General features: G+C 62.3%; 14 protein-coding genes. 2 read left to right on the plus strand and 12 right to left on the minus strand.

The window, feature by feature from the left end; genetic code table 11:
* Window positions 1-48: 48 nt before the first annotated feature.
* The 4 genes from JW929_13955 to JW929_13970 all read right to left on the minus strand — a co-directional run bounded on the left by JW929_13955 (window position 49) and on the right by JW929_13970 (window position 3,707).
* On the minus strand, window positions 49-294 hold the full coding sequence (locus tag JW929_13955; GenBank protein ID MBN1440509.1) for a hypothetical protein: 246 nt from the start codon (window positions 292-294) through the stop codon (window positions 49-51).
* A 317-nt stretch (window positions 295-611) separates the two neighbouring features.
* Complete coding sequence (locus JW929_13960) at window positions 612-1,394, minus strand: alpha/beta fold hydrolase (protein ID MBN1440510.1); 783 nt, start codon at window positions 1,392-1,394, stop codon at window positions 612-614.
* Between the two features lie 121 nt (window positions 1,395-1,515).
* Entirely contained in the window at window positions 1,516-2,049 is a 534-nt protein-coding gene (locus tag JW929_13965) for a hypothetical protein (GenBank protein ID MBN1440511.1), read from the minus strand.
* Window positions 2,050-2,414: 365 nt separating this feature from the next.
* The gene (locus tag JW929_13970) at window positions 2,415-3,707 is read right to left on the minus strand and encodes a helix-turn-helix transcriptional regulator (protein MBN1440512.1); all 1,293 of its coding nucleotides are present in this window, start codon (window positions 3,705-3,707) and stop codon (window positions 2,415-2,417) included.
* A 446-nt stretch (window positions 3,708-4,153) separates the two neighbouring features.
* Between JW929_13970 and JW929_13975 the strand changes: the two genes are divergently transcribed.
* Together JW929_13975 and JW929_13980 are read left to right on the plus strand one after the other, a co-directional pair.
* A complete protein-coding gene (locus JW929_13975; protein MBN1440513.1) occupies window positions 4,154-4,315 on the plus strand; it encodes a hypothetical protein in 162 nt (53 codons plus the stop codon).
* Window positions 4,316-4,414: 99 nt separating this feature from the next.
* Window positions 4,415-5,245 (plus strand): aldo/keto reductase, encoded by an 831-nt coding sequence (locus tag JW929_13980; protein ID MBN1440514.1) that lies wholly within the window; start codon window positions 4,415-4,417, stop codon window positions 5,243-5,245.
* Between the two features lie 47 nt (window positions 5,246-5,292).
* On the opposite strand, the gene JW929_13985 is transcribed toward JW929_13980, so the two are convergent.
* From JW929_13985 to JW929_14020, 8 genes are all read right to left on the minus strand, one after another.
* Window positions 5,293-5,601 carry a GNAT family N-acetyltransferase gene (locus tag JW929_13985; GenBank protein ID MBN1440515.1) on the minus strand — a complete coding sequence of 103 codons (309 nt, stop codon included), beginning with the start codon at window positions 5,599-5,601 and terminating at the stop codon, window positions 5,293-5,295.
* A gap of 48 nt (window positions 5,602-5,649) precedes the next feature.
* Window positions 5,650-5,850: a hypothetical protein gene (locus JW929_13990; protein MBN1440516.1), complete on the minus strand. Its 201-nt coding sequence runs from the start codon at window positions 5,848-5,850 to the stop codon at window positions 5,650-5,652.
* Window positions 5,851-6,005: 155 nt separating this feature from the next.
* Window positions 6,006-6,782, minus strand: a complete 777-nt coding sequence (gene xth, locus JW929_13995) for an exodeoxyribonuclease III (GenBank protein MBN1440517.1) — start codon at window positions 6,780-6,782, stop codon at window positions 6,006-6,008.
* A gap of 477 nt (window positions 6,783-7,259) precedes the next feature.
* On the minus strand, window positions 7,260-8,522 hold the full coding sequence (locus JW929_14000; GenBank protein MBN1440518.1) for a YcaQ family DNA glycosylase: 1,263 nt from the start codon (window positions 8,520-8,522) through the stop codon (window positions 7,260-7,262).
* A gap of 142 nt (window positions 8,523-8,664) precedes the next feature.
* Window positions 8,665-9,204, minus strand: coding sequence for a GNAT family N-acetyltransferase (locus tag JW929_14005; protein ID MBN1440519.1), 540 nt, complete (start codon window positions 9,202-9,204; stop codon window positions 8,665-8,667).
* 496 nt (window positions 9,205-9,700) lie between these two features.
* On the minus strand, window positions 9,701-11,290 hold the full coding sequence (locus JW929_14010; GenBank protein ID MBN1440520.1) for an aldehyde dehydrogenase family protein: 1,590 nt from the start codon (window positions 11,288-11,290) through the stop codon (window positions 9,701-9,703).
* Window positions 11,291-11,571: 281 nt separating this feature from the next.
* Complete coding sequence (locus JW929_14015) at window positions 11,572-13,167, minus strand: GMC family oxidoreductase (GenBank protein ID MBN1440521.1); 1,596 nt, start codon at window positions 13,165-13,167, stop codon at window positions 11,572-11,574.
* 657 nt (window positions 13,168-13,824) lie between these two features.
* Window positions 13,825-14,232: a hypothetical protein gene (locus JW929_14020; GenBank protein ID MBN1440522.1), complete on the minus strand. Its 408-nt coding sequence runs from the start codon at window positions 14,230-14,232 to the stop codon at window positions 13,825-13,827.
* Between the last annotated feature and the right edge of the window lie 296 nt (window positions 14,233-14,528).

A 14,528-nucleotide genomic window follows, 5' to 3' on the forward strand; every position in this document is an offset into this window, starting at 1 on the left:
CGCCCGCGTCCGCTTCCCTCCCGATTGGCCGGCGGCACCAACCCCCAGCTATTCCGGCAATTGCCGGATTCTCTCAACCTCCACCCGGATCCCGACGACGCGCACCTTTTCCCCCCCGGGGATGAATTCCTTGCTGAAGGCGTTCCAGGTCTCTCCGCGGATCAGCACGCTTCCGTCCGTGCGCACCGGGGTCAAGGTTTCCCCCTGCAAGCCTGCATCAATCGACCGCGTCCGGACCATTTTAAAGCGGTCGGCCGCGTCGACGACGAGGCCCAGATCGATAAACGGGATCAACAGGACCGGCCCGGGACCTTTCTCCCCCAGGAACCTGTGAGCCGGTCAATGCGGATTCGCTTCTCCTCGGGGACGACGCGGATGGAACCCGCGATGAAAATCGCCGCGAGGAGAAAAGCCGCCGCGGCGGCGATCGCCGGACAGAGCATTCCCTCTGTAAAGGTCTCCGGCATCCCCTTCCTCCTGATCCTTGCCGCAATTTGCGGATAGACTTCCGCCATTCGGGCGCCTTGCGCCAGGCCGGGCTTGCGAATTCCCCGCCCGGGATGGATTGCGATGTGCCCGGCCCTCCTTCCGGAAGCCTCCTCTCCGGCTTGCTATAGATCGAACGACCGGGCCAGCGCCTGCCGGAAACCCTCCGGGTTATCATGCATCATTCCATGTCCGGAATTGGGGACGATGAAAACATCGATCCCCCCGCCTCGCAAAATCTCGACATCCGGATCGGAACGGGATTCGGCGCTGAAGAGGAAGGCGCGCGGGATCTTCATCGCGAGGAACAATCGCCGCTGGGAAGGGACGGCGCCGTGGATCAAGCCGGCGGCGCTGCGGTGAACGGCCAGCGGATCGGCCGCCTTCAGCGCGCCGGCGAAGCAGGCGGCGCTCGGCGATTTTCCGATTTCCGCCGCCATGGCGCGCAGGAAAAGCGCGTGGCCTCCGGCGAGGTATTCCTCTTCCGTCTGCGCGGCGATCGTCTTGCTCGCCCCTCCGACACCCGGATCCAGGTTGGCTTCCGCCAACACGAGCCGGCGGACCTGTTCCGGATGCGCCGCGGCCAGCACTACGGCCACGGAGCCGCCCATGCTGTGCCCGAAGACGTTCGCCGTCGCAAGGCCGAGATGCCGCAGAACGGCCGAAACGGTTTGCGCGTGCCCCTCCAGCGAGTAATCGAAATCCTCCGGCCGGTCGCTGTACCCGAAGCCGAGAAAGTCGGGGAGGATCAGACGGAAACGAGAGAGGACAGGATCACGGGCCAGGCCGGCGAAATCCGCGGTCGAGGCCGATCCCAAGCCGTGCAACAACACCAGCGCGGGTTCCTCCCCCGGGTAATCCAGAAACCGGATGAAGGCGCGTTGTTCCGCCAACCACAAGGCGTTCATCGCATTGCTCCTTCCGCGGATGGATGGCCCCGATCCGAACGGTCTTCCGGTGGACGCGGCGGTAGGCGGAATGCCGGATCCGCCGCTCCAAAGCGGGCGTCTCCGCCCGGCAACGCCCAAATCAGGGCGAGATTTCCACCGTCACTTCGTTCGACCGGATCCGATCACCGCCCATGCCGCCGACGACTTCGAAATCCAACCGCAGGTTGTTTTTTCCCGCCGGGAGAATCGAATAAAAACCCGCCGCCGGCCAGCGGGAGGAATAGGCTTCCTCGCAGGAAAGCTTCGAGAGGTCCATCCGCCGGACCCAAGGCTCCCCGTCCCGCAGAAGGATCCGCACTTCGGCATTGGCCGGCAGGGGCAGCCCGTCCCCGGCAAGATCCACCGGGCACCAATAGCGCATGTCGCCGAGAACGAAGGCGGGAATGGCGGAAAGATCCATTTCCCCCGGAAAGGTTTTTTCGAGGATGACATATACGAACGCGGATTCCCCCTTTTCAAACCGCGGATCGGGAACGTCGAGTGAGACCCTCAGCCCATGGGAGACCTCGCCCCATTCCAGGGCGGAAACATCCGGGGCGTACTCGGCCTTACCGCGGCAAGCCGTACAGGAGAAGATCAGCATCACCGCCGGCAACGCTGTCGCTTTTTTCATTATCGGCATCATAGCACAAACGCACCAAACCGTCCGGCCGCGTCGGGAACTTCCAAATGAATTCAGTTCCATCCCATCCCACCTCCCTCCATCCCCTCCTCCCTTCCCGTGATACGGGAAGGGAGGAGGGGATACGGAAGAAGTGCGACAAAATAGAACCGAAAGGGGGAGGCGGGATAGGATGGCGTTTGCCGGACCGATTCATCTTGCGCGAAGTTGCACCAAGGATTGAACGGATCGGTCTCGCCGGAGGACATTGTCGATCTTCTCTGTTCCATAAACACATGTTTCCGTAAAAAAAACCTCACGGATCCAATCGGCAAGCCGCGGAGGATTCGCGAGGGGGAGAAATGGTTGGATGAGGATCACACCACTGCCGCGAGCAGATCCTTCATCGCATCCGCGCACCGGCGGTCCAGCTCCCGCCCTTTGGTCAGGGCGGCTTTCTGCTTTTCCGCGGGCGCATCCTTATCCTTGGCGATGTCCAACTGCGACCCGCACTCCCGGTAGAGGCCCGACAGTTCGCGGCACAAGTCCGCCGGTTTGCCCGGCTTCATGGATCCGGCGAGTCCGTCGAAAAAACCGGAAGCCAGGTTGCGGCATTCCTTCCAGACCATCCCGCTCCACCAGTGGCCGTGCGAGGCTCCCAATCCCCTCTCGATTCCCGCCAGCCACCACTCCCAGGCGCCGTCGCCGGATTGATAGTATGGAATTTGGAATTCCTCCGGTGAAGTCCGCATGCGGATCGCGACGGCGAGCGCGGAGCGCAGGAGGGCCGGCTCGTCGGCCCGCAGGTCGTCCTTTTCCAGCAAGGTGAACATGATCCAGTCCTCGCGCTCGAAGGCCTCCTTCCAACTGCCGAAGGTCAGGGAAGGCAGTTCGACCGTGGACCCCCCTTGCCAGGGCTGGAGAAAAATGAAGCCCTGGGTGTCGTAGCCGGAGATGAGCTGGTGTTCGAGGAAATCCAGGACGCAGAGTTTGCCCGCGTCGAGGTGGGCGCGGAGTTTCATCTCCGCTTCGGCCCGTTCCGCCGCCGGCGACCCCTTCTTCAGGCTGACCGTACCGGCCTTGCGGATCCCCATATTCCGCATCGCCAGCCAGAGAGAATCCTTCTTCCAGGCGTAGGGCGAACTGGGGCAAAGGTCCTTGTGGATGTTGATCATGAACGCGTGGGTGCTGTATCCGAACAGTTGGGCGTTGGTCCAATCCAGGTCGTAGAAATCCGAGGCGCCCTTCATGCACCCCATCAGGGTGGTGCACAGGTCGTTTTGTTTGAGGTTTTTCAATTCCATGATGTTCAGCGGCTCCTTCATCCGGGCGATGAACAAACGCTGTTTGCGGTCCATGGTCTGGAGTTCCCCCGGGGTGATCCCAAACCAGGCCTTGAATGCGGTGGTGAAGTTGTCTTGGGAGCTGTAGCCGAACCGCAGCGCGGCGTCGACGATGCGTTCGCCGGCCATCAGCGCCCGGGCCGCCTCGGTCAGGCGCCGCTTCCGAAGGTAGCCCGAGGGGGTTTCGCCGGTGACGTTGTAGAACTTCTGCCGCAGGCGGTTCTCGGAATAGCCCATGACCGCCGCCAGTTCCCGGCCGGAGTCGGCGTCGGTCAGGTGTTCCTCCATCCAGGCTGACATCTGCAGCACCAGCAGTCGATCGTCCATGGCGCTTCACCCTCCCGACGGTATGATATCCGCCTTTGCTCCGGTTTTCCTTTGAATTCCAACCGCGTCCGGGCGCCCGCGCCGCCGGAGGATTTCCGCGCAGGACGCGGCGGAATGCGCGCGGCGGCGGCCGGAGGAATCCCGCAAACCGGTTAACGGCCCGCGGTTTTCTTTGATCCTGCGCAACCCGCTCCGGCCCGGGGACGCGCCCGATCCGGCGATCACCGGATCGATCGGATGCCCGGCGCTTGCGGACGCGCGCAACCCATCCAAACCATAATAGCATACGGTCGCGGGTCGAATATCCTTCGGCGCGCGGATGAAGCCGCAAGGAAAAAGCCTATCCCGAAAGTCATTTGCAATTTTCCGGCGGCAATCGCTTGGTGGGATTGCCGGTTCTCCATCCGTCCAGATCGGTCGAATTAACCGTTTACGCTGAAAAATCCATGACCGTCACCGTCGCGCTCGAATCCGACGCCTCCGGAACGATCCGGCCGGCGGTCGAATTCGCCCCCAACGAAGCGGGATACTCCCTCTACGGCAAAGATCTGCCGCGCAAGGGCGTGGACGGCGCGGGGCAATCATCCTCCTGCAAAAGAAAAAAATAAAAATTGCGGATGATGTATACTGAACCCGGCACCGCCCGGACATCCCGGACGCGGAACCGCGCAAGATTGAACGCGGCGGTTCGAAAGGAGACGCGGACGATGATAAACAGCATAAAAGATTGCGCCCTGTTGAACAACGGTTTAAAAATGCCCTGGCTGGGGTTCGGCGTGTTTAAGGTCAGCGACGGCCGCGAAGTGGAAGAGGCGGTCCGTTGCGCGCTGGATTGCGGCTACCGCAGCATCGATACGGCCGCCCTCTACGGGAACGAACGCGGGGTCGGCAAGGCGATCCGCGAAAGCGGGATTCCGCGAGGGGAAATTTTCCTCACCACCAAGGTCTGGAACGAGGACCAGCGCGCCAAGCGGACTGCGGGGGCGTTCGAAGAAAGTTTGGACCGCCTGGACATGGAATACGTGGATTTGTACCTGGTCCATTGGCCGGTGCAGGGCTGTTACCTGGAGACGTGGCGGGCGATGGAGCGGATCCACCAAAGCGGCCGGGCCAAGGCGGTCGGCGTCAGCAATTTCCTCGTCCATCACCTGGAGGACATTCTGCGCGAGGGCGGCACGACTCCCGCCGTGAATCAGGTGGAATTCCATCCGCTCCTGCTTCAACCCGAATTGTTGGCTTTTTGCCGGAACCATCGGATCCAATTGGAGGCCTGGAGCCCGCTGATGCAGGGGCGGATCTTCGCAGAAGAAGCCGTGCAAACGCTGGCCGGGAAGTACGGCCGGACCCCGGCCCAGATCGTCCTGCGCTGGGACCTCCAGCACGAAGTGGTCACCATTCCCAAATCCGTCCGCAGAGAGCGCATCGCCGAGAACGCCAGGATCTTCGATTTCGAACTCTCCGAAGAAGATATGCAGCTCCTGGATTCGCTCGATGCGGGAAAACGGGTCGGGCCGGATCCGGATACGTTTAATTTCTGACCGGGCTCTGCAAGAAAAGCCGCGCTACTACGCCTGGAAGCCTCCGGTTACGGCTCCGCCTCCGCCCGGTCCCGGCCGGCGGAGGGGACATCCTCCCTGCGGACCCGGTAGGAGAGGCTGTTTTTCGTTTCTTCATAAGGACGGAAGCCGGCCTTCGCAAGAACCCGCCGCGAGGCGGCGTTGGATTTCTCGACCCCCCGGGCGACGACCGCCCGGCACGAAGGATCCGCGTAGACCCAGGCCGTCATCCGCTTTATCACTCCGGTCTTATAACCCTTCCCCCGAAACGCCTCGTCGATCCCGTATCCGATCTCCGCTTCCCCGCGTTCGTCGGGGCGGCCATTGAAACCCGCCAATCCGGCGCCGAAGGGTGCGGTGCGGACGACCAACAGCCAGTAGATGAGTCAGGGAATTGCTTCCGGCCCGGCGCGCGCCATTTTCTCCAGCTTCATCCCGATCGCCCGGCGGACTCGCTCGGAGAGAAGCGCGCGGGAGAGGGCAAGGCCGAGATCCGCCTCCAGCGATTCCGGATCCTCCTGATACTGCCGCAGTTGATCCGGGGAAAGGGGGAAAAGATTCAGGCGTTCCGTTTGGAGGCAAGCCATCGTCTGTTGATCCCATCCTCGCGGTCGAAGAGGCGGTTGAGCAGCCGCGGAGTTTTTCGAGGCGCATCCCCGCCCTCACTCCACGAAGCGGGTCCGGGTCGACCGGCTTTTTCAACACCTTGCCGCCCCCCCAAAAAAGATATTAATCGCATAAATCAATCGGCGAACTCGGCGACGAGAAACGTGTGATCCGAAGGGCGTTTGACCTTGCGCGCCTTGACGTCGATCCAGGCCTTGGCCGCCCGGAGGGCAACCGGTTCGGTGGCCCAGATGTGGTCCACGCGCCAGCCGATGTTGCGTTTGACCGCATTCGCCACCCGGTAATCCCAGAAGGTGTAGTGGCCGGGCTCGTCCGGGTGCAGCCGGCGGAACACGTCCGCCAGCCCCCAGGCGCGCACGTTCTCCAGCGCCTCGCGCGCCAACGGATGGAAATCCACGTGGTCCTTGTTGGCCTTCGGATCGTGGAGGTCGATCGGCTCGGGCGCGACGTTGAGGTCCCCGCACCACACGAGCCTATCGTTTGGCGCGAAGCGCCGCTCGAGCAGCCGGTGGAAGCGCGCCAGCCACTCCAGCTTGTAGGCGAAGTGTTCGCTGTCAGCCGAGCGCCCCTGGGGCACGTAGGTGTTGATCACAGTCACGCCGGCGGCGCGCAACTGGATCAGCCTGGCCTCATCCGGCTCTCCGCCGTCGTCGATGCCGAAGAGAATATCGCTCGTTTCTTCGCGGCTCACGACGGCCACCCCGGCGTAGGCCTTCTGCCCGCGGAAGACGACGTAATACCCGGCCTTGTCGAAGGCCGCCTGCGGGAAGTCGGAATCTTGGACTTTGGTCTCCTGCAGGCAGAGGATGTCGGGCCGCTCGCGCTTCAACCAGCGGACGATCTGGTCGATCCGCATCCGGACAGAATTGCAGTTAAAGGTGGCGATCTTCATTCTGGAAACCCTTTCATGGAAAAATCCGCCGGATTGTAAAGCAATCCTGATTCTACATCCGGCACAGCGGAGCGCCGAAGAGAGCGAGTTCCGCAGAAACATCCCCTCCCTCCCAATTCACCATCCACGGAGAACACGGAGCCGCACGGAGAAAAAATGAATTATATCCGTGTTGCTCCGTGTCCTCCGCGGAGATTATGGGAAAGTTGGTAAACATTTTCCGCCCCGTTTCCAGGCAATCCCGATTCTACTTCCGGCACAGCGGAGCGTCGGAGAGAGTGGATTCATTAGAAATATTTCCTCCCTCCCAATTCACCATCCACGGAGAACACGGAGCCGCACGGAGAAAAAATGAATTATATCCGTGTTGCTCCGTGTCCTCCGTGGAGATTATGGGGAAGTTGAAAAAAAAGCGCACCGCTTTTTCGGTGTTCCGCGCCAGATACTCGGCCAAGCCCGATAGCCAACAGCATCGGATTAAAAAATGGTTTTCAGCCTGTCCCGCAAAGCCGGCTTCCACTTGGCCGGCCGGACCTTCCCCAACACTACCGCATTGCACCGGTTGAATTTTGCGTACGCGGCGGCGGCCTTGGCGAACTCCGCCAGAAAAGCGCCGGTCGGCTGGAAATCCTCCTCGAGCTCGACGCTGCGCAGGATCAGCCTCCCGGATTTGCGATCCGCCTGCGGATCGACTCGGCCGACAAGCCTCTCGCCGAACAGGACCGGCAGGACGAAATATCCGTGGATCCGTTTGGCGGCCGGCGTATAGCATTCCAGCGTGCATTGGTAATCGAAAAACCGATCGGTGCGGTCGCGCTGAATGACGAGATTGTCGAACGGCGAAAGCAGACGCACCGCCGCCTTCGCTTTGGGCGTTCCGGCGGACCTTTCCGCCGCTCCGGAAAGCGCATAATGCGTTTTTTCCCGGTCGCCTTCGACGAGCACGGGAACCACCGCCCCGTCCTCGGCCAGCTCGTCGATCGTGCGGGTCAGGCGGTCCCAGGATACGACCCGGAATACCGAATCCCGGGCGGCCGCCGGCTGAAGGTATTCGTCGATTTCCCGCGCCTCGGCGATCCCCATCGCGCCCAGCGCGCGCCGGATAAGGTGCTCGGCCGTCTCCCGCTCGTCCGGCAGGCGCGTGTCGGTTCCCGACGGGAGGACCCGTTCGGTCAGGTCGTATACCTTCTGGAAGTTGCGGCGCTCGGCGACCATCAGTTCGCCCTGCCAGAGGAGCAATTCGAGCGCCGATTTCGCCGGCTTCCAATCCCACCACGGTCCGCGTTTCCGCTCGCGCGGATGGGCGAAATCCTTGGCGCTCAGCGGCCCCTCCGCGCGGATCCGGTTCATCACCGTTTCCAGGGGAAGCTTCTGCCGCGCTTCGATCCATGTCCGTCGAGGGTGGTCCGGACGGCGGAACTGGCGCATGCGGAGAATCGAAAAACGGTAATCCCGCATCGGCAGGTAGGCCATCGCGCGGGCCCAATATTCAAACACTCCGCGCCGGACGGCCTGCAGCTCGTGCAGCAGTTCTCCGCCATAGCCGGGCATCCGCGTCCACAGCACGTGATGGTGGGCGCGCTCGACCACGTGGATCGTGTCGATCTGGACATAGCCGAGCCGCTCGATGATCCGGGAGGCGCCGTCCGTTCCCGAAGCCATGCCGGGCGGCCCGTGAAGAAGTTGCGCGTCGAGCATGATTCTGCGCGCGGCGGATTTGGATAGCGTAATTGGATTCATATCGCGGAATGGCCCCTCCCGGCGTGCATTGTAAAACCTTCGCCGCCGCGGAATGGAGGGTGAAAAGGCGGGAGGCGAACGGAATGGGAATTCGGAGACTTGCGTCGGATTCCGCCGGCGGAATCCCCGCCTCCGCGGAGACTCACCCCCCTCCGGCAAGGGTTATCCAATACCGGCGGAGGATTTCCCCTTCCCGCTCCGCCTTGTTTTCCAATACCCCGCCGCAGCGCTCGATCGCCCCGATCGACCCAAGGTTGCCGTCGCCGCAGGTGAGCAGAACCTTGCGGCAGCCCTTGGATGGAACGTCCTCGAGGAGTTGCCGCAGCATGGCCGTGGCATACCCCTTCCGCCGCTCCGACTGGCGGATCCCGTATCCGATATGCCCTCCCCGGCGCATGAGCGTATCGTTCAATTCATGGCGGAAGTGGATCGCGCCGAGGATCCGCCCGCCGCCGCCGGTCAGGAAATACAGAGTCGCCGGGACGAAGCCGGAGCGGCGGATGTCCTCCGTCTCCTCCCTTTCCCATGCACGCATGATTTCCGCGAACGTCCGCCCTTTCGGATCCACGGTGGAGGGGACAAACTCTTCGCCGGTTTTCTCCCAATCTCGAACGTAATCCAGGAATTCCGGCTCGCGGATTTCGGAATATCGGCTCAATTCCAGGCGAATGGATTTATCCATTTTTTCTTTTATCCGCATCCACAAGCATTCGAGGTTGAAATCCACATTTCGCAGCCGGGCGATATCAGGTTTAATTGTACGCGAGTCGCGCACACGGATACGCAAGCCCCCCGGAAAAAACGCCGATAAGCGCGGCGGCTTGGGAATGCCGTACTGCAAGGCGCGCCCCCGCCGCCCTCTCCCGTACTCCCTGCCGTTATCGTCCCTTTTCCCTCCCCAATCACGATGAATAATTTCCGGATGGAGGTCCATCCCATCCGACCTCCCCCAATAGAAGTGGCTTGCTTGCCGGAAATAGATGCCCCCTCCTTCCTTCCCGCGGTGCGGGGAGGAAGGAGGGGTTGAGGGGAGGCAGGATGGGATGGTGAAGCATCAAGGATCAATCGGCTTTATTGGCGGATCATTTAATGGCTGAACAACCCCATTGGGATGACCTGTCCTGACAACGCACTTTCTCAATTGACGGTTTTGGAATACTCCCAATGGGGATTGCCGATCAACCGGCAAACGGTCGTCCCGCCATCCGCATCAGCCGCCCCAGCGCCTTCAGTTTCCTCCCGATCCGGCGCGAATACAACAGCGGGACGGCCTGGCGGAAAAACTCGTGGACCCAGGCCGCCCTGGGCGACCAATAGAACTCGCGCGGCAGGTTAATCCGGTCGTAGCTGACGACCTTCGGGTAGGTCATCGCCCGCAGCCCCCACTCGCCGCCGATGCGGCCCAGGCCGCTGGCTTTGACCCCGCCCCACGGGACCTCGGGCGCGAAGAACGGCCACAGATGATCGTTCACCGCCACGGTGCCCACCTTTAATTTTCTGGCCGCGCGCCAAGCCCGCTCGTCGCTCCGCGACCAAACGCTGGCGGTCAACCCGTACTCCGTGTCGTTGGCCAGGCGGACGGCTTCCTCGTCGTCCTGCACCCGGATCACGCAAAGGAGCGGGCCGAAGCTTTCCTCGCGCACCACCGCCATCTCCGGCCGGGTGTCCACCAGGATCGTCGGCCTGTAAACCGGTGCGGCCGTTCCTGCCAGCCGGCCGCCGCCGGTGAGCACCCGCGCCCCGTCCGCCACCGCTTCGCGTACGTGGCCCTCCACCCGCGCCAGGAGGTCCGCGTGGATCAGCGCGGTCACGTCGCTCGCCCCGGGCGCGGTCTCGGTCGAAACCTTCCACTCGGCCGCGCGCGCCTTCAGCCGGCGGAGGAACTCGTCGGCGACAGCCTCGTGGACGTAGATCCGCGCCACCGAGCCGCACACCTGGCCGTTGGCGATGTAGGCGTAGGTCAGCGCCCCGTCCACCGTCCGCGCCAGGGGCGCATCGTCGAAGACGATCATCGCGTTGTTGCCGCCGAGCTCAAGCGTGGCGGGGATCAGCTGCGCGCCCGCGGCTTGCGCCAGCTTGCGCCCGGCCGCGCAGCCGCCGGTGAAGGCGATGTGATCCACGCCGGCGTTCGCCAAGGCCCAGCCGGTCCGCCCTCCGCCCGTCACCACCTGGAAGAGATCCTCCGGCAAGCCGGAGCCCAGCAAAATTTCCCGGAGCCTCAGCGCCGTGAGCGACGCGTACTCCGACGGCTTGTGGACCACGGCGTTGCCCGCCAGGAGCGCCGCGAACGCCGTTTGCATCGTCAGCAGGACGGGGAAGTTGTAGGGGGAGATCACCGCCACCACTCCCAGCGGCTCGGGGACCACGTAGGTGCATTTGGTGATGTGCAGCAGGCCCTGGCTCTGCCGCCGGACCCGCAGGACCTTGGGCGCCAGGTTGATGTAGCCGGTCAGGCTGGTGAGCACGAGCAGCACGTCGCCGATGATCGTTTCGGTTTCGCTTTTCCCCATCTCCCGCGAAACGAGAGAAGTGATCTCGTCGGCGCGGTCCACCAGCGCTTCCTGGATCCGCCGCATCATCCGGACCCGCTCCGCCAAAGTCCGCGCGGCCCAATCCGGTTGGGCGGCCCGCGCCCGCCCCACCGCCTCCCGGACTTCGCCTTCCCCGCAGACCGGCACGCTCCCGAGGATTTCGCCGGTGTTCGGATTCACCGATTGAATCGGTTCGGCTTTATCCATGACGATCGGTTCCAGTAGAGCTTCTTCCATCGCTCACTCCATAATTCCTTGTCGGTTGCCGACGAGTCGCCGAATTTGCCAAACGGATCGTCTTGCCCGCGCCTGAGCTCACAGCGGGTCAGGCCTGCGAAGCGGGGTGTAGTTCGCGGGCCTCCCCTCTTCCACACCCCTGGATTCCCGATTAGAACACTCGGGAATGACACCCGCCATCCTATTACTCTGCGGCCGCGGGGTCATCCGCGCCCCTGTCACTCTGAAGCCGCGAGTTGTGCGCACGAAGAGACCTGATCCTTCGGGTGAAAAGCACGCCTTCAGGATGACGCTCCGCGTCCCGCCTTTTCCGGGATCTTGCTCATCGCCCTCTCCGCCAGCGCCAGGATCGTCAGCGACGGATTGACGCCGGGATTGGCGGAGATCATCGAGCCGTCGCAGACGAGCATGTTCTCGTAGCCGAACACGAGGTTGTCTTTGTCGATCACGCCCTCTTCCCGGTCCTTGCCCATCACGCAGCCGCCCAGGATGTGGGCCGTGGTCGGGCTGCCGAGCAGGGTTTCGGTGAGCAGGGCGCACTGTTTGCCATTGACGATCCGCGCGAAGCCCTCGGCCAACGCATCCGCCTCCGGGATGCAGGCGGTCGGCCGCTTTCCCCCGTCGAGCGAGGTCGCCAGGCCCAAGAAGCCCTTGGTCAGCCGCAAACGGCTGTCGACCGTCTGCATAAAGAGCAGGATTTGGGTCCGCTTGGCCCAATCGTCGACGAGAATCACCTTGAGGTTGCGCACCGGATGGGCGATCAGGTCGCCGATCACCCGCAGCACGCGGGCGAACGCGTTGCGGCCGCCCACCCTCGGCCAGGCCAACAGGCGCCAGAAGCCCGACCCCGCCGGATAGCGGACCGGCTCGATGTGGCTGTGCTCGTCGGAATCGAGAATCGAGCCGATGGCGATCCCCTGCGAAAAGTCGGTCTCCCCGTCCGGCGCGGTGACGGCGATCAGGCTTTCCGAATTGGTGCGGACGCCGTGTCCGATCTTTGCAGAAAGCCGCGGCAGCGATTTCGCCTTCAACTGCAGGAGCAGATCCACGGTGCCCAGCACACCGGCGGAGAAAACGATTCCGCGGCAGGTGCATTCACCGCCGCTTTTTCTCCCAAGGCCAGTGGAAGACCGCCAATGGACTTTGTATCCTCCCGACCCGTCGCCGCCGTTCAAGGGCGTGACGTCGTCCACCTCCCATTCAGCCCGCACCTCGGCTCCGTGCCGCTCGGCGAAATACAGGTAATTCTTGTCGAGGGAGTTCTTGGCGTTGAAGCGGCAGCCGAGCAAGCACCCTCCGCAGAAGTTGCAGCCGGCCCGATCCGGGCCTTTTCCGCCGAAGTAGGGATCCGGGACGACCGAATCCGGCTCGCCGTAGAACACCGCCACGGTCGTCGGCTCGAAGCGGTCTTCCTTGCCGATCTGCCGGGAAAGTCGTTGCAGGGCACAGTCGCCCGTCTCCAGCCGCGGATTGGGGACCGCGCCGAGCATCTTCAACCCCGTGCGGTAGAAATCCGCGAGCTCGCTTTCCCAATCCGCCAGGTGGGACCAGGATTCGGCCTTGAAGAAAGACGGCTTCGGTATCGGAAGGGTATTGGCGTACACCAGCGACCCGCCCCCCACCCCGGCGCCGGAGAGGACCGTCACATGGCGGAAAAAGGTCATCTGGAACAAACCGAAGAAACGCAGCGGCGGCAGCCAAAGCCACCGCCGCAGGTCCCAGTTGGTTTTTGGAAAATCCTTTTCGGTCAGCCGCTTACCTTTCTCGAGTACCAGGACTTTGTAGCCCTTCTCGGAAAGCCGCAGGGCGGATACCGATCCGCCGAACCCGCTTCCGACGATGATGTAATCGTAGTCGAAACCCCGTTCCCCGGCCATCTCCGCCTCCCGGCGTCCCGTCCTCCACGCCCCGCCATTAAAAGAAATAAACACCGCCGGGGGTGCGATGGGTGCGGGATCATGGGATTTTTAGGAAAAAAAAAACTACCGGGGTGCTGAGAAAGGCGCGACTCCCCTGCATAAACAGTTTTTCCGCGTCGTCCACAGGATCCGATAAAATCCTGACCGTCCTCACCCTGACGAAAAACCAAAAAAACGCCGATTGTTTGTCTTGAGGCTGTCTAAAAAGTGAGCCAATGGGATTCGTGGAAAATTCCCTGCCGGAGATAGTCCGTCATTCCCGCGCCGGCCCTCGGCGTGTTCTTCGCCGGGGGTGGGTTTAGCGGGAATCCAGGGTTTGAATGGCTGGATGCCCGCTCCGAACACCCCGCTTCTAGGGGCAGGCGCGGACACCTGTCCCGAGCCTCGCTCGGGATGACGATCCGATGACAACCTTATGCTGTTTTTCGACCGCCCCAGAAGAGGGTGAGGGGAAGAGGGAGGAGGAAAATGAGAAGACTCCCTTGTTGCCGTGGAGTCGTGCATTTAATGTCGTTGCTGGCCCCGCCTCGGCCCCGCGTTGCGAGGGCAGTCTTTCGCCGTTGCGAATCCGGGAGGGGGGGATTCTATTGCTTTTTCCAATTGCAGAGCAGCGGATCAGAAAACGAATTCCACGCTGCTTAATATCATCACAAAGAAAAACGCCGCGGCGATGGTGAACAGCCCGCCCAGGAGCAGCCCGATGATCCCCAATACGCGGCGGTCGTTCTTGCGTACGACGGCGATGATTCCGAGCACCGTTCCCGCGGCGGCGGCCAGCGGCGCGAGGCATAACAACGCCAAGGATATCAACTGCAGAAGGTCCTCGTTTTCAGTGAACCAATAGGCTGCCTGCCAGCCCAAATCGATATCGCGCCCGAAGCCGAGGAAAAGGGCGGCCGCGACAAGAACCACCACGAGCACCGCCAATCCGACCGAAAAACAACCGAACCGGGTTTTTTCCGGCGGGACGGATGGGGAAGGGGACGGAATTGCACTGAAGCGGAGTTCGTTGGATTCAGACATTTCTCCCTCCTTATGGGAAGCCGTCTCCATGCGGGACGGATTTTCACGGATTATACATGAAATCCAATATCCCATTTCCTCTTCAACACGTTAACTCCCTAGGCTGGGGAATCCTTACTTGCAATAGGAAAACCGCACAGAGGGGACCTCCGTATGAACCCAAGAAATTGTTGCGCCTAAAAAAGTAGACAGTATATAAAGTAAAAAAACGTATCTGCTCAGCCTCAGTAATACTGAAATGAAATCCTGCTCTTTTCCATCCTCACCCCTATCCCCTAGCCCCTTCCCCCTCTCCT

It is taken from the genome of Anaerolineales bacterium (assembly GCA_016928575.1).
Lineage (GTDB): Bacteria > Chloroflexota > Anaerolineae > Anaerolineales > RBG-16-64-43 > JAFGKK01.